Below are 20,155 nucleotides of genomic sequence, written 5' to 3' on the forward strand. Positions count from 1 at the left end.
CCATGAGCATTGGTTCCTTTTTTTTAGTCTGTTTGGCGATAGACATTATACCAAAAAGGGAGGTCAATGCTCTTTTTATTTAAACCTCCCGAAAATAAAGGATTTAGTAACAAAAAAGGGGTGTCAGATTTGACACTACCGATCATAATTAGGAAGACATAGAATGTATATTTTACTTGATTCTTTTGCGAATACTTCCCTGCCTTTGCAGAATACTCTTAATGAGACCGGAACAGAGTGTAATTATCTTGTATTAAACGATGACCGTTTTCTTCCTCTTGGTTTCATCTCCATGTTTGATTTTATCATTGACTCTGTTTCTCCGCTTCCTGATAGTTTTCATGATGTTTACCTTCCATGTGTAAAAATCCCACATTATTATTCACTTTTGCCGTACAACACTCTTTATTACAATATTCATCATCTTGGTCAAAAAAAAGGCTTAGTCTGGTTTCGTCACGACAGTAAGGAACTGTGCGCAGATCGGATTGAACGCCTTGATGAAAATGGAAAGCTTGTGTGCCAGGACTATTACAATCGTTATGGGTTCATTGCTTATTCCGACTTCTATGATGAAGAAAATGAAGCTATCAGCAGATGTTATTATTCTTCCGATAATAAACCCATTCTTAATTATTCTTACAGAACAGACTCATATTGTCTTTTTCGCAGTTCTAAGACCGTATTGACCTTTGTCGGGAAAGATGCTCTTATCTCCTATTGTCTGTTCCTGTTACACCTGCATGGCGAGAGCATAATTCCTACAAGCTATAGTCAGATCACCCTGCTAAAGCAGGCAAATATATTGGATAGACAGGCAAAATTTTTCCTTTTCCAATCTGCCGAGGACTATCATAAGTATATGAATGAACCTTCTCTTCACAGAGAATCTCAGACCATTCTCCTGATGAATAACGAATCCACAAAAGATTATATAAAAACTATGTCTGAGCCCACACATGTGCTTCGTTACATCGGTAAAAATAACCGTATTTTGCCTCCTAGGCAGCAAGCTCTGACCCTGACACGTTCAGATCAGATCGAATGTCTTGCAGAATTGGCACAGACCAATCCACATATCACATTCCATGTGGCGGCCTATACCATGGTTTCTCCAACACTGCTATCCTATGAAAAATACAAAAATATTAAAATTCATCCAAGTATTTCTTTCCAAAAACTACAGGAGCTTTTATCGATCAGCAGCTTTTATCTTGATATCAATTATTATAATGAAGCCTACGATTCGATTGTTTCTGCGGCATCAACTCCTCTTTTGCTGATGGGATTTAAGGACACTCTTCACAATCCCGACTATATACTCCCTGAATATATTTTCCCTGAGGGTGATCACGTTTCGTTTGCCAAGGCACTGCATCAATTATCCACAGATCAGGCGCTCTACCTTAACCATTTGAATCGCCAATTGGAGGATAACCGCAAAACGTTTGGGATACTAAAGACTCTTCTGACAGAATGTGAGACTATATCATGAGCATTTATATATTCAGTTTACTTGTTGGTTATGTAATAAGTGGTGTAGACCATGCCATCGGTATGTCATACTCCATTATTAAACAACTAAACACCCAGGCCAAATATGTATTTACAGAGATTCCAACTAACAAAGCGCTTAAACGCTATACAGACATGGGGATAAATTTCGAGGATATGATCTGTGCACAGTTTTCCATGGCAGGAAATGCCTCCGTTGGAGGAGCGCAAATACAGATCCGAGATCATTATTCCGATGGAAAAGTCACTGTTTCAGAGGCGATTACTGACAGACCTCTTTATTTTGACGTTTACAGCCAATATGAAAAAGACGGGCACCTTAACCAGTATCTTTCCAGAAGAACTTTTTTAAAGCCGGATGGTTCAGTGGCTTATGATATCGTCTATGACAAAAACAGCAATGAAAAATATATTTTCCCTGACGGCGAAGTATGCACCAAGGGAGAATTTCTGCTGAAATTTATGCAAAGCTTAAGCTTTAGCGAAAACGATCTTATCATTATTCATCGTCCGGGTTACATGAATTTTATGGAACCGCTGTTTCTAAGCAAAAACAACGCACATATCCTTGTGTTTTTACATTCAGGTCATGATTTTTTGCCGGGGGAAGATCCATATTATAGTAGCTTAAATCCTGAATACTATTACTTCTTTGAGAATTTTGACAAAATAGATACTATTCTTGTCTCTACGCAGCAGCAGAAAAATGAAGTACTAAAGACAATTGAAAAATATCACTTTCATAAGACAAATGTAGAGGCAATTCCAATCTTCGGAGTTAAAAAACGCAAGGAAATCTCAGAGCGCAGACCATTTTCTTTTCTTACGGTTTCTCGTTTGGATCCGAGAAAGCATATTGATCTTCTGGTCCGTGCCGCCATAGAAGCCCATAAGATGGTTCCTGAACTGACACTTGATATCTATGGGACCGGAAATCGTGAATACATTCAAGAAATAAGTAAACTGATCAAAAGCGCACAGGCATTTTCATACATTACACTAAAAGGATATTGCGATGTCTCAGATGTCTATGATAACTATGAGGCATATATAACTGCATCCAGCTGGGAAACCTTCGGGATCACTCTTCTTGATGCCATAAATGCCGGAAATGCCATGGTCGGCTTTCGGGCAAGATATGGTAATACACTCTTTATAAAGCCGGGCGAAAACGGTTATCTGATAGATGCAGACTTTTCACAGCTCCAGGATGAAGAATATCAGGACTATTTAGTTTCCGAGCTATCAGACAAGATGCAGCTGGTACTCTCAGACAAGACTCGCCTGGAAAGCTTTCATAAGACATCTTATACTCTGGCTAAGGACTATTTGATTGAAGGCATCGAGAAAAAGTGGACGGATTATCTCAAAAAATATATATAAGAGATATCCGCCCTTGAAAACATAATTATCCTTATTTCAATACTCAGTTCTTTTTCATGGATTTAATTACATACGCTTTTGCATTAGCTTTGTCCCAGCCAAGGCCTATAACATCTGCCGCCTGCTTTACTTCCTCTTTTACCTGTTCTTTTGTAGGCAGACCGAAAATAGTGATCCATGAGCAAACATTATATCCATGAGCATTGAGAAAACCATCCGCATCATTGATGGTGTGAAAGCCACCATTAGGATACTTTGGTTTTTTCCCTTCTCTGTAATCTATGAGCCAGTTACTGTAATGGCAACAGTTATCTCCTATCACCATAAGTGTCCCGCTATCATCAAGATATCTGATTATACCGTTCCAATAATCAGATAGTCCTTTTAAATCATCATTTCGCAAATGCAAAACTACAACATCATACTTTTCCTCTTTTATAAGCAGATTATTGATATCACAATATACAGAAAAGTCTATCATCTCCTGCTTACAGGCATACATCGCAGCCTGTCCAAGTGTATCAACCCCTGCCAATGTCATTTCCGGATGTTGCCATTTATATGTCAGCAATGAAAGTGCATTTCCACAATTAATGACCAGAATTTTTGCATTTCTTTTAAGCTCTTTCAAACTGTTTAGACCATCAAGAATATGATCCGGTACTGTGTATTCATCACCATTGATAGCAAATGAATCATCAAGATATTTTTTGTTCTTTGCCAGCAGATTATCATAATTTAAAGATGCATAAGTAAATGATTGTCCTCCCCAGTGAATAATAAAACTATTATGAACAATAGCCACTTGCCAACCTTTAATAATCGCCCGCAGACAAATATCACAGTCTTCATAATAACCGGGAGAATAATCTTCATTTAAAAGACCTATTTCAGAGATAGTCTTTCTCTTAATAAGCATTGCAAATCCTGAAACAATAAAGCAATACTGAAGGGCTTTTTCATTAGGAAGATTGCGTTCTCTAGCTATCTTTTTGTAATAATCCAGGTCTTTGTAATTTTCACATACCTGCTGCTGCACCAGAACATGATTACTTACCGCTCCGACAATACCGTTTGTTTCCTTCTCATATAGTCCCATACGAAGCCAAAACAATGAATGATCGCATAAAACAGTGTCATTATTGAGTAGAAGTATATCCTCAGATTCTTCTGAAGCTTCTATACCGCGGTTACATCCTCCTGGGAACCCAAGATTTTCTTTACTGGCAACAAGCTTTACATCCGGCTGTGCGTCAAAGAAATCTACACTACCATCAGTTGAACCATTATCAACTATAACGATATTTCGAGATATCACATCTGTTGTTGCTCTGATACTCTCCAAGCAATCTTTAGTCACTTCTTTTAAATTATGATTAAGGATAACAATTGTAGTTTTTGGCACATTACCATGCTTACGAGCAATCTGATGTAGAATAAGCAGAAGTTCTTGTCGCCTTTTTTGATCGTGGCATAGTTCATAAGCATGCTCAAAGCAAAGGTATGATTGTTTAATATTTACATCATAAAGGCATTCTCCAAGCTGAGCATACAATTCATGATCATCTGGTGTCTTTACTAACTTCTCCTTCACATCTGAATAGTTATACTTAGATGTAGTTCTCAAGTTGAAGAAATGCATATACTCCCTATGTTTGTCATCCAAAATTTGTAGATATCTGTTATCTGTAATATCAGGGAAATATTTCAAAACACTATTCTTAAAATAGTCAATTTCATTATATATACCATCCATAACATGAAAAAAACAGGCGCCGATCATATACCATGCCATTTCATGGTAATAATCCCTCATTGTACTTTCATAAATACCACGTTTTTTAAGCTCCGAGTACATTTCCTCGAATGCCCATACAATCAATCTGTTCTTTTCTGGATTATATATTTCATCATGGCTCAAAGTTCCGGAATGTGTTCGATAATAATATAATCCTTCATTGATATAATAACACCCGTTCAAAAATAAAGGTGCAATCCCAGAAAAAACTACATCTTCTGAAATTGTACAGTTTTCAATAAACCGAAGATCATGCCTAAACAAGGCTTCTCTTTTATACAGCGTAGCCCAAACTGTAACATGAGGCATCCGAGGCAAAAACCACCTGACATCCTCCTTTTTTGAAAAATCTCTTTTCCAATCCTCTCCCATACGTACCAATGTCGCCTTGGTCCCATCAGTTACTGATCTAAAACCGCCCATTATCATATCAAGGCCGGTTTCAGTTGCCTTATTATACATTTTTTCAAAAGTAGATGGATCTATCCAATCATCTGCATCCAGGAAGAAAAGATATATGCCTTCAGCTGAGTCCATTCCTGCATTACGAACATTAGAAATGCCTTTGTTTTCGGAAAATGCGATAAGTTTAGTATTATCAGAATGCTTTTCACTAAATGACTTTAATAAACTCAAAGTACTATCTGTAGATGCGTCGTCAATCAGCACTACTTCAATGTTGTCAAAGCCAATTGTTTGTTTCTCTACTGAAAGCAAGCACTGCTCAATCCATTTTTCAACGTTATAGCAAGGGATAATTACTGAAATTAGTCTTTGCATACATTTACTCCTGTAACTTTTTTGGCAGATTATCATGTAAACATCTTTCAAAATTATTGGCGTTCACTCAATATTTTCAGGCAGTCCATTGTATGATAGGCGATTCCAAGCTTTTTTCCTTCGTATGCACTTAGCATATTGTCATAACTTGTCTTAATGGCACCAAGTCCATCTTTATAGTAGGTTACACTGTTATTGGTCTGGGAAAGAAGCCCCGGCTGTAGCTCATACACAGTGACTATACGCTTTCCAAGTTCATATGCCATCTCCATCTCGGTCCGTATATCTTCTATCTCATTGGCCTTGTTGTAGTTAAGGACAAGGACCTGATCTGAACTGTCGATCAGACTATGCAGATGCTCCTGATATCCCATAAGATCAAAGGAATACGGCACACATACACACATCTCGATATTGTAAGAACGTCTCTCTATCTTGTCCCTTAGGGCTTTTATGTTTTCAATATACTCATCCATGATAAGCTGTGGCGTACTGTGCCATTTATCAAGAACATAGGGCTCGATATCATATACTACTCCAAGTATTCTCTCTCTTTTTGATACATAGTTGTTTATATAAGCAATCCTGTCAATTACGGCCTCGGCATAGCGCAGGTTCTCCTGATAGGACCAGGTAGGCTCTCCGTCAAGAATGTACACATCTATACCCTTATCTGACATTCTACCAAGAAAAGAAACTATCTCTTCATCGGAGTACTCAGGCTTAATATACTGGTAAATTTCTGTGATATTATTTGACACAAGGCACTGAATATCCTCATCATCCGGCAGATGATCCCAGGAAAAGACTCCAGCACCATAGGGATGATCAGGCTTAATGGTCTTTGTCATATCATTCTCCTGGTTTGATGAACTTGCATCTTTAGTCTCTGGTCCATCAGCTTTTGCAACATCAGAAGATGATAGCGTATCCTCCGGCACTGAAAGTGTGTCACCAGCATAATTATCATTTTCTACCTGACAAGCCACAAGAAAAAGCGTAGCCAATATGATACATAGTATGTTTTTTATTTTCCTAGTCTTCTTCAAAGAGTTTCTTCTTTCTATCTATCATTTCCTGGATGTTATCCATATACAGCTTAACATCCTTAACATTGTCACATCTTTCTATCCTGCCACCCTGGTGATACACTCTTTTAGTTACTGTTCCAGCACCAAGGGCCACAATTGACTGAACTTCTTCGTTGATAAGAATATTGTAAATACCTGCTTTACCTTCTCTAGCATAACCGGTATTCTCAAAATTCCCACTTATGTTCTTTTGTCTGTACAGATAGTAAGGTTTAAGGCCCATGTCCGCAGCGCCTTTGGACGCAATGTCTGCCATGTTTTGAATATCACTCATAGTATCAAGCATAGGTATTTTAAGCTTACCAGAAATCTCTTTCTCCCTGATGACTTCAAAAAGCCTTGAGCCTCTCTTGATAGCCAGACAATGGACAGTAAGGTCATCCGGATCAAGCTTACCAATCTCACTTATGGTATGAGCTACATCGCTGCTGGTCTCTCCAGGAAGTCCAAGGATAATATCCATGTTTATATTATCAAAGCCTTCCTCTCTGGCCATATGAAAGGCGTCCACAAGCTGTGCGACGGTATGTCGTCTTCCAATAAGGCGCAGGGTTTCATCACTCATGGTCTGGGGGTTTACAGAAATCCTTGTAACTCCCATTTCCTTCATAGCCTTGAGCTTTTCTCTTGTGATGGAGTCTGGCCTTCCGGATTCAACGGTAAACTCTTTTACCTTTGAAAGATCTATCTTTGCTCTCAAATAGCCAATAAGCCTTCTGATCTGGTCTGGCTCTAAAGTTGTTGGAGTACCTCCGCCAATATACACGGTATCAAGAGTCTTGTCTTTGAATTTTTCAGCTACATAGTCTATCTCTTTTTCAATACAGGACAGATAATCATCTACGATACCGCTAAAAGCGCCTATTGGATAAGAAGTAAATGAACAATAAAGGCATGTTGTAGGACAAAATGGAATTCCTATGTAAAGGCTGTAACCGTTTAAATAATCAATATCCTTAAGGATATCTTTTTCTCTCTTTGCAATATCTATAGCGATATTTATCTTGTTATCTGAAACAAGATAAGTATCCTTCATATATTCTTGTATCTCTTTATCAGATCTGCCCTCTTCAAGAAGGTTCATAGCTATCCTGGTAGGGCGGATTCCTGTAAGGTCTCCCCAGGGTAGTTCTTTTCCTGTCTTTTTAGAAAGATCCAGATAGATTTCTTTCTTCAGATCATTTTTTGTCTTATTTACATCAATAAAGGATATCTCATCATTTGGTGAAATATCCTTTTCTTTTTCATGACTTGATCCAGGCTCTCCAATAATAACTCTTATCTCCTCAGCAGGATAAAAAGCCTTGTAAAGAGAGTGAATGTCATATTGAAACTTGTCTTCTTTAATATAAATTATCTGCATTTTCTTAAATTATAAATGGATTGTACTGTTTCTCATGGCCAACCGTAGTAACTTCACCATGCCCAGGATACACTATAGTGTCATCTGGAAGCACAAATATCTTATCCTTCACTGACCTTATAAGTTCACTTGTGGAGCTTGTGGGGAAATCAGTTCTTCCAACAGACTCTTCAAAAAGAGTATCTCCACTTATAAGAATGTTACCATCTTCAAAATAGTAGCAGCATCCGCCGCTGGTATGACCTGGCGTCTTTAGGACTTTGCATTCAATGCCAGGAGCTTTTATAACTTCGCCGTCAGTATAAAGAATATCCGGAGTTACAGACAGGTTCAACCCATAGTTATTTGAAAGATTAAGGTATGGATCCTTACAAAGAGCCTCTTCCTCTTTAAGACAGCCAAGCTTTGCGCCAGATAGATCCTTAAGCTCTTTTGCGCCGCCAATATGATCAAAATGTCCATGGGTTAAAAGAATCAGATCCACAACGATATTGTTTTCTTTAAGAGTCTCATATATCTTAGCGCCTCTGTCTGCAGGATCAAAAAAGATACAATGTCTGTTTCCGTCCTTATCAGTGGCGTTCTCATTAAAAACAAAGTAGCAGTTGGTTCCGATCATGCCCAAAGTAAACATTCCAACCTTAATATCAGCCATCAGCTTGTTGTCCTTTCAATATCGATAACACTATCAATCTGCCTTATCTTGTCCACTATATCTCTAAGCTGATCCCTTGAAGAAACCTGGAACGATGTCTCCATGGTGGCAAGTCCCTGCTTGCTGGTCCTGGTGTTCATGGACAGGATATCTATATCTTTTTCTGTAAGTGCTCTTGATACATCAGCAAGAAGACCGCTTCTGTTGTTAGCAAAGATCTTGATTGTAGCAGCATATTTTCCGCCACTTGATCCGGTATCGCTCTGCCATTTGGCTTCTATAAGCCTTGTTCTGTCCTCTTCCTGCATCTTGACTACGTTGATGCAATCTCTTCTGTGAATGGAGACGCCTCGTCCTCTTGTAACAAATCCGCAGATATCATCTCCAGGAACAGGGTTACAGCACTTTGAAAATCTAACTGCAACATCGTGTACACCCTTTACGATAATGGCGTTGTCAGAACCGGAAACCTGAGGAGTAACGTTGGACTCAGCAACAGCCGCAAGTACCTCTTCATCAGTGATATTGCGCTTATGCTCTTTATCACCAAGTTCTAAGATCTTGTTGATGATCTGGCCTTCCTTAAGGCCGCCGTGACCAACTGCTGCAAGAACAGCATCCCATTCATGGAAGCCGTATTTTCTTGTAACAATGGCCTGGAACTCTGGTTTGGCAATGGAAAAGTAGTCCATTCCCTTACTTTTGCAATATTCTATCAGCAGTTCTTTTCCCTTAAGGATATTCTCTTCCTTGAGCTCATGTCTGAACCACTGGTTGATCTTGTTTTTAGTAGAGGTTGATCTTGCAATAGAAAGCCAGTCTCTGCTAGGTCCCTTTGAGTTCTGGCTGGTCACAACCTCAATTCTGTCGCCGTTCTGGATCTTGTAATCAATGGGCACAAGCTTGCCATTGACCTTAGCTCCGATCATCTTATTGCCAACTGCAGAATGAATGCTGTAAGCAAAGTCAATCGGTGTAGATCCAGCAGGGAGATTTTTAACCTCTCCAGTAGGTGTAAAGCAATAAACATCTTCTGAAAAGAGATTAAGATCGCTCTTTAAAAGGCTCATGAACTCCTGGTTATCAGAAAGATCCTGTTGCCATTCAAGGATCTGGCGAAGCCATATGAGCTTCTCTTCCTCACCATTATCTGCTTTTTTGCCATCGGAAGATTCCTTGTACTTCCAGTGAGCAGCAATACCGTACTCAGCAGCCCTGTGCATGTCATAAGTCCTTATCTGAATCTCAAAGGGCTGACCAGTTTGTCCAATAAGCGTAGTGTGAAGAGACTGGTACATATTGGGCTTGGGCATCGCGATATAATCCTTAAACCTGCCTGGAATAGGCTTATACAGTTCATGGATGACGCCAAGGGCCGCATAGCAGTCCTTGACTGTATCAACAATGATACGTATGGCAAATAGATCATATATCTGATCCAGAGTCTTGTTCTGATTGCGCATCTTTTTATAGATGCTGAAAAAGTGTTTTACTCTTCCGTTGACTTCACCTTTTATGCCAGCAGCTTCAATGTTCTTTCGAACATTTTCGCAGATATCTTCTACGTATTTTTCTCTCTCACTCTTTCTCTGAGCAACCTTTTCAGAAAGATCCTTGTAAACATCAGGTTTAAGATATTTCAAAGAAAGATCGTCAAGTTCTACCTTGATCCTGCTGATACCAAGTCTTCCTGCGATAGGAGAATAAATATCAAGGGTTTCCTGAGCAATCCTCTGCTGTTTTTCCGGAGGCATATGCTCAAGAGTACGCATATTATGGAGTCTGTCTGCAAGCTTAATAAGGATGACTCTGATATCCTTGGCCATTGCAAGAAACATCTTACGAAGGTTCTGTGCCTGCATATCAAGCTGCTCAGGAGTTTTTCCTGTATTATCTGATGTGAGCTGCAAAGCAGTGAGCTTGGTAACTCCGTCAACAAGAAGGGCTACATCAGTTCCAAAACAGCTCTCTATCTCTTCTTTTGTACATATAGTATCTTCAACGACATCATGAAGAAGCCCTGCTGCGATGGTTTCTTTATCCATCTCAAGATCAGCAAGGATTATTGCTACGCAAAGCGGGTGAATGATATATGGTTCACCAGATTTGCGCAGCTGTCCCTCGTGTGCCTCAGCAGCCTGATTGTATGCCTTCTCAATAAGGGATATATCATCAGATGGGTGATACTTTTTTACTCTGGCGATAAGATCCTGGTAAAGACTCTCAGGGCTCTGAAACTCAGGGATTGCTTCAATTTTCCCGTCATCGAAGTTTTGACTCATTAAGCTTACTTCCCTTCGTAGCTAAGTGCTGCGTCTAATCTGTATTTGCTAAGTCTCTCTCTTCCCTTAAGGCCCTTAAGTTCCATCAGAACAAGGATTCCTGCTACTTCACCGCCAAGCATCTCAACGAGCTTGATCATAGCTTCAATTGTTCCACCTGTAGCCATAAGGTCATCTACTAAAAGAACCTTCTGTCCAGGTTTGATAGAATCCTTGTGAAGCTCAAGTGTAGCCTGGCCATACTCAAGATCATAAGAAACTTCAACTGTCTCGCAAGGAAGTTTGCCCTTCTTTCTTACAGGAACAAGTGCCTTGCCTCTGTTATATGCAATAGGAGCACTGAAGATAAATCCTCTTGACTCAGCTCCAAGAACAACATCAAAATCAAGATCCTTTACAAGGTCCTGCATCTGATCGATTGCAAGTTTGAACCCCTCAGCATCCTGAAGTACAGATGTGATATCTCTGAACATAATGCCTTTCTCAGGAAAATCCGGTATTGTACGTACGTAATCTTTTAATTCTTTCATGATTATACCCTCTCCGCACCTGACTGAAATTCAGTTTCAGTGCACTAAAAATAATTCGACATATTATTATACCACAAAAAAGGAGACAACAATACAACTTGTTGTCTCCTTTTTTAATATAAAAAGCTGGAAAAGGGACTTGAACCCTCGACCTACTGATTACGAATCAGTTGCGCTACCGACTGCGCTATTCCAGCAAAACCAAATACGTATTACAGTGGATCCCACAATATATGGGATCCACCGTATTGCAACTTAATCATTATAGATTTTATTTTGTCTAATTACAACTTTTTCTTTTTGGGTGCGCTCTTTTTTGCAGGAGTTGTTTTCTTGGAAGAAGTCTTCTTTGCAGCTGCCTTTTTTGAAACACTCTTTAAAGCCTCTTCAGAAACTATGCTAAAGATCCTTTCTTCTTCGATCTTTTCATACTTTTCTTCAATAGCTTTCTCCTGCTCCATGATCTCTTTTTCATACTTGAGTTTTAAATCTCTTAAGAGCTTCTCTTCTTCAAGGGATTGCTTCTTTTTAAGAGCCTCAAGGCGCTCAAGCTTTTCTTTCTCTTTCTTTATCTCCTGCTCTTCCTTGACAGCGCGGATTTTCTTTTCCTGCTCGGTATATGGAGTATATCCAAAGATTGCAAGGGAAACAGGGGCCATTTCAATTGATATGGAGTAATCTCTTCCATCGCACTCTTTGCGTCTTGCTTCCTTCCTGCCCTGATTGAGAAGCCCTTTTCCACCATAGCTTGTGTTGTCAGAATTAAACAGTTCAAGGTATCTTCCATCTGCAGGTACGCCGATCTCAAACTCTCTTTCAACGCCTGCCATGTTTGCAACTACAACAAGCATTTCATTTTCGTTATCTGTTTTTCTTACAAAAGCCAGCATGCACTCGTCAGAAGCTAAAACATTGATCCATTCAAAGCCGGAATCATTGCCATCAAAGGCATGAAGGGCAGGTTTTTGATAGTAGATGTTATTAAGATCTTTGATCATGTTTTCAACAAACACTGACTGATCTACAGTAAGGGCATCAGGTTCCATGTACAGATGCTTTCTTCCTGGATGTACCATCATAAAGCTGACTGCCAGGCGAAGATTTGCCATCTTCTGGTAAGAATCTCCAGGCATCCTGTAGTAAAGTCCCTCAAGTCCCTTTTCTATATCCTCATGGGTAAATGCAAGAACAAATCTCTCAGTGTAGCTGTAGATAAGACTAAATGTCACCTCATCGTGATGGCCGGCTCTAAAGAGGGGATCATTTTCCATATATGAAAGGAAATCTCTGCTCCAGCCATTGTTCCATTTAAAGTCGTATCCAAGGCCGCCCTCTTCGATACTCTCTGTAACGTGAGGCCAGCAGGCTGTCTCTTTGGTCAAAAGAAGAAGTCCCGGATAGTTCTTGTGAAGAACAGATGTAAACTGTTTAATAAATTCAAGGGCTTCGAGGTTCTCGTTACCGCCATAGATATTAGGGATCCACTCTCCTGGTTTTCTGTCGTAATCAAGATACAGTATCCTTGAAATATCTGAGGTTCTTATACCATCTATATGGAAGTTATCGATCCAGTAGATAGCATTAGAAAGAAGGAAGTTTGTCACTTCTTTTCTTCCATAGTCAAAGATAAGATCCCCAGACTTGGGATGTATTCCGATCCTTGGGTCAGCATACTCATAAAGACTTCTGCCATCAAATTCGCTAAGTCCACAGGAGGACTTGGGGAAAAATGTAGGCACCCAGTCAAGGATAACTCTAAGGCCAGCCTCATGACATGCATTTACAAATTTCATGAAGTCCTTGGCATCTCCATATATATCATCCAGGGCAAAGAAATCAAGAATGTGATAGAAATGTCCGGGAACATGCTTCATTACCGGCATAAGCTCAATTGTATTAAAACCATGGTTAAGCACATACTCAAGAACATCTTTTGTGATTTCTTCCATGGTGCTCTTGCCTTCATGTCTTCCCGCGAAGGCTTCAAGGCTTATCTCGCAAATGGAAACAGGATCTTTATCAAGATCAAGTTTCTTTCTGTCAGATAACCACTTATCATCTGTCCAGTCTATAGACTCCATTTTTGAGATTACAGAAATAATGCCGTTTTCACCCTTGGATCTGGTTGCATATGGGTCAGGCTTTTTTAAGATAATGCCATTTCTGGTCTTTATTTCAAACTGATATCCATCCCCTTCCTTGGCCCCAGGAATGAATATCTCGAACACTCCTATCGGATCAAGTCTGTGCATTTGACAGATCCTGCCATCCCAGTTATTGAAGTCTCCAATAACACTGACTCTAGCTGCAGAAGGAGCCCATACAGCAAACTCACAGCCATCTATCCCATTTCTTTTCATGAGATGAGCGCCAAGCTTTTCATATATCTTAAAGTGAATACCGCTTCCAAGCTTAATAAAGTCCTCTCTGTCCATGAGAGGTCCAAAAGCGTATGGATCATAAACCTTTGATTCTTCACCTTCAGTATCAGTAATAACAAAATGATATTTAAGCTTGTCAACAAAAGGTACGATCACAGCATAAAAACCTGCTTCATCAGCAAGCTCCATCTCGTAGCTCTTTTTGCTGTTCTCAATGTAAACCTTTATTGACACAGCATCTGGATAAAACGCCTGTATAAGGTAGCTGTTTCCAACCTTGTGGGCTCCTAATATTCTGTGGGGATCGTCACCATCAGAATAAATTATCTCTTCTATTTCGGGCCAATTCATCATCTTGTATAGTTTATTATTCACGGTAATCCCTCCATTAATTATCAAATTACTTATATCTTACCACAAATATCATGTATGAATAAACCGCTTAAGAGTTTAGGTTCAAACCATGTGGACTTAGGAGGCATGAGCCTTTTCGCGTCTGCAACTTCAAAAAGCTCAGAAATGGAAGTAGGGTACATTGAAAAAGCAAGACACATGTCGCTATCTGCTCTTTTCTCAAGCTCAGAAAGTCCTCTTATACCGCCAACAAAATCAATTCTCTTATCGGTCCTTGGGTCTCCAATACCAAGAATAGGAGAAAGAACTTCATTCTGCAAAATTGACACATCAAGTCCTTCTACCGCATCGTCTTTCAAAATATCTTTATGGGCAGATAATCTGTACCACTTTTTATCAAGATACATGCCAAATTCTGCCTTCTTTTCCGGCTTTACCTGATGCGCCTCCTCTTTAACATCAAATTTCTCACTTATCTTAGTAAGAAACTGCTCATTAGTAAGGCCATTGAGGTCTTTTACAACCCTGTTGTAGTCCATGATCATAAGCTCAGAATCCGGGAAAAGAACTGACAGGAAGTAGTCAGACTGCTGCTTGCCCTTAAGGCTTCCCTGTCCTTCCTGCCTCATCTTAAGTCCCACCTTTACTGCAGATGCGCATCTGTGATGTCCATCAGCAATGTAGATATCGTTTATTGTGGTAAACACGCGGCTTATCATGTTGTTCTCATCTTCATCTTCCATGAGCCATACTCTGTTCCTGACATCGCCCTCTGAAACAAAATCATAAATGGGCTCATCCACGTTTTTAACCCTTGAAACGATCTCGCTTATGGTCTTGTTTTCTCTATAGCAAAGGAAAATTGGTCCAGTCTGGGCTTTGCATGTGTAAACATGGTCGATCCTGTCTTTTTCCTTTTCTTCTCTGGTATTTTCATGCTTTTTTATGACGCCATTTAAATAATCATCAATCGAAGAAAGCGCCACTATTCCAGTCTGGCTTCTTCCCTTAAATGTCAGCTCATAGATATAGTAGGAGTTTTCTTTATCCTGGATAAAATCTCCATTTTCCATTTTTGTCCGAAGCTCTTTTGCAGCTCTTTCGTATACTTCCCTGGCATACATATCATGGTCCGGCTCAAAGAACGTCTCAGGTCTGTCAATTGCAAGAAAAGAATCCGGGTTTTTAGAAACCACTTCCCTTGCTTCCTGTCTGTTATAAACATCGTATGGCAGAGCAGCTATTTTCTCTACCTTCTCAGGTGCTGGTCTGTAAGCTTTAAAAGGTCTAATATCAGCCATTGTAATCCTCCATTACAAAATTTAAGGAGAGACCTTGCATATTACAAAATCTCTCCCATTATTTTACTATATTTTCTTTGGATCAAACGTCTTTTCTTACTACTCTTACTCTGATGACGCCGTCAATCTTCATAAGCTTTTTAACGATCTCTTCAGTTACGCTCTCCTCAAGATCAATAAGAGTATAAGCATAGTCACCTCTTGACTTGTTGGTCATGTCAGAGATGTTCATGCCCATATTGCCGAATACTGTTGTGAACTGACCGATCATGTTAGCTACGTTCTTGTGGAAGATTCCAACTCTTGGTCCGTGGCATACACCCATATCACAGTTAGGAAGGTTTACTGAATTGTTGATGTTACCATTTTCCAGGTAATCCTTCATCTCAAGAACAGCCTTAACAGCACAGTTATCCTCTGATTCCTCTGTAGAAGCGCCAAGATGTGGGATAACGATACATCCGTCATGACCAGCTATTACAGAGTTAGGGAAATCAGTTACATATTTTCTGATCTTGCCAGAATTGATACCAGCAAGAACATCTACTTCGTTGCAAAGGATGTCCCTAGCAAGGTTAATAAGGATAACACCCTTCTTCATCTTGGCGATGGCATCCTTATTGATCATTCCCTTTGTGGAATCAAGAGCAGGTACATGAATTGTGATGATATCGCATTTAGAATAGATGTCATCAACATTAGTAACATGCTTAACATCAGATGAAAGTCTCCAGGCTGCATCGATTGAAAGATATGGATCATATCCATAAACTTCCATACCAAGCTGCCTTGCAGAGTTAGCGACACGGACACCGATAGCGCCAAGTCCGATGATACCAAGCTTCTTACCAAAGATCTCAGTTCCAGCAAATTTCTTTTTAGCCTTTTCTGTGATCTTAGCAATATCAGGATCTCCGGCATTTGCCTTAACCCACTCTGTTCCACCGATGATATCTCTTGATGCGATAAGCATTGCAGCAAGAACCATCTCTTTTACACCGTTAGCGTTAGCTCCTGGTGTGTTGAATACAACAATTCCTTTCTCTGCACATCTGTCAAGAGGGATGTTGTTTACGCCTGCACCAGCTCTGGCAATTGCAAGGAGGTTATCAGAAAACTCCATCTCCAGCATGTTGGCACTTCTTACAAGAATACCCTCAGCATCGTCAACATTATCAACTACCTGGTACTGGTCATTAAAATTATTAAGACCGATCTTGGCAATTGGATTTAAGCACTTGTACTTGTACATTTTTCTCCCCCTGTTATGCGTTTTCTTTCTCAAACTTATCCATGAACTCTACAAGCTTCTTAACACCTTCAATTGGCATTGCATTGTAGATACTAGCCCTCATTCCGCCAACTGTTCTGTGGCCCTTAAGGCTTACAAAGCCTGCCTCTGTAGCCTCTTTAATGAACTTGGCATTGAGTTCCTCTGAATCTGTTACAAATGGTACATTCATAAGAGAACGATCCTCAGGTCTTACTGTTCCCTTAAACATCTTGCTCTGATCAAGATAATCATAAAGTACAGCTGCCTTCTCTTCGTTTCTCTTCTTCATCTCAGAAAGACCGCCCTGCTCCTTGAGCCACTTGAATACAAGTCCGCACATGTAGATGCTCCAGCAGTTAGGAGTATTGTATAAAGAGCCGTTGTCTGCCTGGGTCTTCCACTTAAGCATTGTAGGTGTAAATGAAGGCACATCATCTGTGATTAGGTCTTCTCTGATTATGCTGATAACAAGACCTGCAGGTCCAACATTCTTCTGAACACCGCCATAGATAACGCCGTACTTGCTTACGTCTACTGGCTCAGACAAGAAGCATGATGAAACATCAGATACAAGGATCTTGCCCTTGGTATTTGGAAGAGTCTTGAACTTGGTTCCGTAAATTGTGTTGTTCTCGCAGATATATACATAGTCAAGATCATCAGCAATATCAAGATCTGAGCAATCAGGAATATATGAGAAGGTCTTGTCTGCACTTGATGCAAGCTCCACAGCCTCACCATATTTCTGAGCTTCCTGGTAAGCCTTCTTAGCCCACTGACCAGTGATGATATATCCAGCCTTTTTATTTTTCATAAGATTAAGTGGAACTGCTGCAAACTGCTGGCTTGCTCCGCCCTGCAGAAAGAGAACCTTATAATTGTCAGGAATGTTCATAAGATCTCTGATATCCTGCTCAGCAGTCTGAATGACGTTATCAAAAGTTTTAGATCTGTGGCTCATCTCGTTAATGGACATTCCACATCCGTTGTAATCAAGCATTTCTGCTGCAGCCTGTTTTAAAACCTCTTCCGGAAGAACTGCCGGACCAGCTGAAAAGTTATAAACTCGTGACAATTTAAATCTCCTCCTTTAATCTACAAAAATGTTGATATGCATTTTCAAAATCACATTTTAAAACTATAAAAAATATTGTAAATCAAGTTTTAAAATTGTCAATATCGTCATTCCATAATCATTGTTATTTTATTTTTTAATCAACTTTTTTGTATCCTTGGTAGAGTGTTTTTCCGTATAAAAATTTGAAGAAATTTTCTTTTTTGTATAAAAAAAGACATGCAGACCTTTAAACAATCTGCATGTCTTAAATTATCAATAAACTTCAATTACAATATCAACTATTTAATCTTTAACTATTGGACGTATCTGAGAAACAAGGTTGTCAATATTCTCAAAGGTACTGCTCTTTGTTGTTCCCAGAGCATTGATCTTATCAAGTCTGACCACAAGATTTTCATTCTTTGCATTTATATCGTTGATGTTGTTCTCAATCTTCTGCAGCTCATCAGAAGCTTCCCTTGCAGTATTCTCTATCTCTCTCTCAACTGCATTGGCTCCGTTGGCGCTGCCTATTATCTCTTCAAAAGAACCTCTGGTCTCCTCAACCTCCTGCAGGCTCTTATCCATAGCTTCGACAGAATTCTGCATACTAAGTGTAAGCTTTTCGCTCATCTGTCCCGCAGCCTCGATGGATTCATTAACCTGGCTTGTCATATTCTTGATCTCATCGGCAAGCTCTCTGACCTCAGTAGCAACCACAGCAAAGCCTTTTCCGGCCTCTCCTGCCCTGGCAGCCTCGATCGAAGCATTAAGAGCCAGGAGATTTGTCTGGGATGCAATACTTATAATGGTTTTCATATATTCAGATATCTGATCAACAGATTGCTTGAATCCCTCAAAAGCATCAGCCATCTCATCAAAGCTCTGTCTCACACCCTGAGACCCGCTTTTCAAGACTTCGACCTTGGCCTGGGCGCTTTCTACGCTTTTAAGAATATCCTGCTTAACATCTTCAAATTTGCTGGCGCTGCTATTCACATCGGCAAATTTGGTATTGAATGCCTCCATCTGCTCCCTTAGCTGAGCATTGCTTTCAATAACACTGTTTACAGAGATACCCATGTCATGAATTTCCGCCAATGACTTAACTTCATTATCTACCAGTTCCTTTTGACATGATTTAATTGATTCTGCAAGATATATTAAAGAATCTGTCTTCTCGTCTTCTCTTTTTTTCTGATCTTCTACAATCTGAGCGTTATTTATCTCTTCATCCTGTTTATTTCTGGAAAATAATTTTTCAAACATTTTCTGTCTCCTTTTGTCTTTATTCAAAAACAACACATGTCATAGTCTGATTTACAAATTGAGCGTTATAATGTTCGCCATATCCAATAAGTCCGCAGGATGTACCCAAAGATGCTATCTCTCCCAGATAGGAATTAAGCTCCCCTCTATCCTTAAGAACCAGGTATCTGAAAACACAGTTTACTGAAAAAACAGCTGAAACCTTGCCAAAGTCTCTCTTTATCTTCTCAACTGTTTCTCTTGCAACCTCCATGGGATCCCTCATTTCCAAAAGAGTGAGGATATCCGAATCGTTTATCTGCCTGTACATTACAAGTCCGGTTCCGGAAATATCTTTGATGGATGTGATGCACACATCATCGCCGATCATCTTGCCCAGAGGATTTTTAAAGGTCTGGGATGCTGCCTCAGATTCAGAAGCTCCCGTCAGTTCCATATATACCTGTTTAGCGCTCCTGCCGTTTAGTTTGCCTACATAATACTTGCTCTTATCGGTTTCGGAAGCCACAAGCTGCATATCGCTCTTGGGCTCATAGATATTTTCTTTATAAGCTTTTACTTTGCCGGTGTTGTTTTTGATAACAGCATAAGCCATGCCGTCAGGATAAACCACACCGTTAGCCGCTACCTTTCCGGCGTCTCCTGTAGCTCCCATGATCTGCAGGTTATATTTTTTCATTATCCCACCAAGTGTAGACATAACTACTGCGTCATTACCTGCGCACAGATCAATTATTGCGGTATTATCTCTACCGGGGTGTACGGATTCCACATCCTTGATAAGCCTGTCAATATGTCTTGCAGGGCTTACAGAGACATTCTCAAGAACTCCTGCAGCTACAGTCACTCCGTCTATAAAGGCCGTGATAGCAACTCCTTTCTCAAGAACTGCTTTGTCATATCCCATAGCAATACATCCTATACTGGGAACACCGGGAAATAGCTTCTCAAGCTTTTCAACATTCTTCTCAAAATCGTCTCCCCCACTCGTCATGATAAGCAGTTTAGGTCCGGAAATTCCCCTGACTGCTTCTTCTACATTTCCCGTTCCGCTTTTCCCATATACAACCTTCATGTGCCACTTCTCCTTTTTATTAATATTCATTGCACAATCATAAGCAAA

Annotated in this window: 14 protein-coding genes and 1 tRNA gene; 2 read left to right on the forward strand and 13 right to left on the reverse strand. The window is 39.9% G+C overall.

Annotation, left to right across the window (positions count from 1 at the left end; genetic code table 11):
- The first annotated feature begins 163 nt into the window (after positions 1-163).
- The gene (locus J6I68_RS13250) at positions 164-1,495 is read left to right on the forward strand and encodes a hypothetical protein (RefSeq protein WP_292221013.1); all 1,332 of its coding nucleotides are present in this window, start codon (positions 164-166) and stop codon (positions 1,493-1,495) included.
- Positions 1,492-2,898 (forward strand): glycosyltransferase, encoded by a 1,407-nt coding sequence (locus J6I68_RS13255; RefSeq protein WP_292221016.1) that lies wholly within the window; start codon positions 1,492-1,494, stop codon positions 2,896-2,898. The genes J6I68_RS13250 and J6I68_RS13255 overlap by 4 nt, the downstream gene beginning before the upstream one ends.
- A 43-nt stretch (positions 2,899-2,941) precedes the next feature.
- Here the strand turns inward: J6I68_RS13255 and J6I68_RS13260 are convergent, their stop codons facing one another.
- From J6I68_RS13260 to J6I68_RS13320, 13 genes are all read right to left on the reverse strand, one after another.
- The gene (locus J6I68_RS13260; protein WP_292221017.1) at positions 2,942-5,476 is read right to left on the reverse strand and encodes a glycosyltransferase family 2 protein; all 2,535 of its coding nucleotides are present in this window, start codon (positions 5,474-5,476) and stop codon (positions 2,942-2,944) included.
- A gap of 53 nt (positions 5,477-5,529) precedes the next feature.
- Positions 5,530-6,525, reverse strand: coding sequence for a hypothetical protein (locus J6I68_RS13265; protein WP_292221018.1), 996 nt, complete (start codon positions 6,523-6,525; stop codon positions 5,530-5,532).
- Positions 6,512-7,930, reverse strand: coding sequence for a coproporphyrinogen dehydrogenase HemZ (gene hemZ / locus J6I68_RS13270; protein WP_292221019.1), 1,419 nt, complete (start codon positions 7,928-7,930; stop codon positions 6,512-6,514). The genes J6I68_RS13265 and hemZ overlap by 14 nt, the downstream gene beginning before the upstream one ends.
- 4 nt (positions 7,931-7,934) lie before the next feature.
- Positions 7,935-8,585: an MBL fold metallo-hydrolase gene (locus tag J6I68_RS13275; RefSeq protein ID WP_292221021.1), complete on the reverse strand. Its 651-nt coding sequence runs from the start codon at positions 8,583-8,585 to the stop codon at positions 7,935-7,937.
- The gene (locus J6I68_RS13280) at positions 8,585-10,867 is read right to left on the reverse strand and encodes a RelA/SpoT family protein (protein WP_292221023.1); all 2,283 of its coding nucleotides are present in this window, start codon (positions 10,865-10,867) and stop codon (positions 8,585-8,587) included. Before J6I68_RS13280 ends, J6I68_RS13275 begins: the two co-directional genes overlap by 1 nt.
- Before the next feature lie 5 nt (positions 10,868-10,872).
- On the reverse strand, positions 10,873-11,397 hold the full coding sequence (locus J6I68_RS13285; RefSeq protein WP_292221025.1) for an adenine phosphoribosyltransferase: 525 nt from the start codon (positions 11,395-11,397) through the stop codon (positions 10,873-10,875).
- A 124-nt stretch (positions 11,398-11,521) separates the two neighbouring features.
- Positions 11,522-11,594: transfer RNA gene (locus J6I68_RS13290), tRNA-Thr, on the reverse strand.
- An 87-nt stretch (positions 11,595-11,681) separates the two neighbouring features.
- The gene (gene glgB, locus J6I68_RS13295; RefSeq protein WP_292221026.1) at positions 11,682-14,153 is read right to left on the reverse strand and encodes a 1,4-alpha-glucan branching protein GlgB; all 2,472 of its coding nucleotides are present in this window, start codon (positions 14,151-14,153) and stop codon (positions 11,682-11,684) included.
- A gap of 29 nt (positions 14,154-14,182) precedes the next feature.
- Positions 14,183-15,433 carry a DUF1015 domain-containing protein gene (locus J6I68_RS13300; protein WP_292221027.1) on the reverse strand — a complete coding sequence of 417 codons (1,251 nt, stop codon included), beginning with the start codon at positions 15,431-15,433 and terminating at the stop codon, positions 14,183-14,185.
- A gap of 82 nt (positions 15,434-15,515) precedes the next feature.
- Complete coding sequence (locus tag J6I68_RS13305; RefSeq protein ID WP_292221028.1) at positions 15,516-16,685, reverse strand: phosphoglycerate dehydrogenase; 1,170 nt, start codon at positions 16,683-16,685, stop codon at positions 15,516-15,518.
- Positions 16,686-16,698: 13 nt separating this feature from the next.
- On the reverse strand, positions 16,699-17,781 hold the full coding sequence (serC, locus tag J6I68_RS13310) for a 3-phosphoserine/phosphohydroxythreonine transaminase (protein ID WP_292221029.1): 1,083 nt from the start codon (positions 17,779-17,781) through the stop codon (positions 16,699-16,701).
- A gap of 285 nt (positions 17,782-18,066) precedes the next feature.
- Entirely contained in the window at positions 18,067-19,032 is a 966-nt protein-coding gene (locus J6I68_RS13315) for a methyl-accepting chemotaxis protein (RefSeq protein WP_292221031.1), read from the reverse strand.
- A gap of 19 nt (positions 19,033-19,051) precedes the next feature.
- Positions 19,052-20,155: FIST signal transduction protein (locus J6I68_RS13320; RefSeq protein WP_330622515.1), on the reverse strand; the 1,104-nt coding region annotated here is incomplete at its 5' end.

This window comes from Butyrivibrio sp. (assembly GCF_017940685.1).
Classification (GTDB): Bacteria; Bacillota; Clostridia; order Lachnospirales; family Lachnospiraceae; genus Butyrivibrio.

Coding starts and splice junctions, on each gene's coding strand:
- J6I68_RS13250 (WP_292221013.1), top strand. CDS start 164: ATGTATATTTTACTTGATTCTTTTGCGAATACTTCCCTGCCTTTGCAG.
- J6I68_RS13255 (WP_292221016.1), top strand. CDS start 1,492: ATGAGCATTTATATATTCAGTTTACTTGTTGGTTATGTAATAAGTGGT.
- J6I68_RS13260 (WP_292221017.1), bottom strand. CDS start 5,476: ATGCAAAGACTAATTTCAGTAATTATCCCTTGCTATAACGTTGAAAAA.
- hemZ (WP_292221019.1), bottom strand. CDS start 7,930: ATGCAGATAATTTATATTAAAGAAGACAAGTTTCAATATGACATTCAC.
- J6I68_RS13275 (WP_292221021.1), bottom strand. CDS start 8,585: ATGGCTGATATTAAGGTTGGAATGTTTACTTTGGGCATGATCGGAACC.
- J6I68_RS13280 (WP_292221023.1), bottom strand. CDS start 10,867: ATGAGTCAAAACTTCGATGACGGGAAAATTGAAGCAATCCCTGAGTTT.
- J6I68_RS13285 (WP_292221025.1), bottom strand. CDS start 11,397: ATGAAAGAATTAAAAGATTACGTACGTACAATACCGGATTTTCCTGAG.
- J6I68_RS13300 (WP_292221027.1), bottom strand. CDS start 15,433: ATGGCTGATATTAGACCTTTTAAAGCTTACAGACCAGCACCTGAGAAG.
- J6I68_RS13305 (WP_292221028.1), bottom strand. CDS start 16,685: ATGTACAAGTACAAGTGCTTAAATCCAATTGCCAAGATCGGTCTTAAT.
- J6I68_RS13315 (WP_292221031.1), bottom strand. CDS start 19,032: ATGTTTGAAAAATTATTTTCCAGAAATAAACAGGATGAAGAGATAAAT.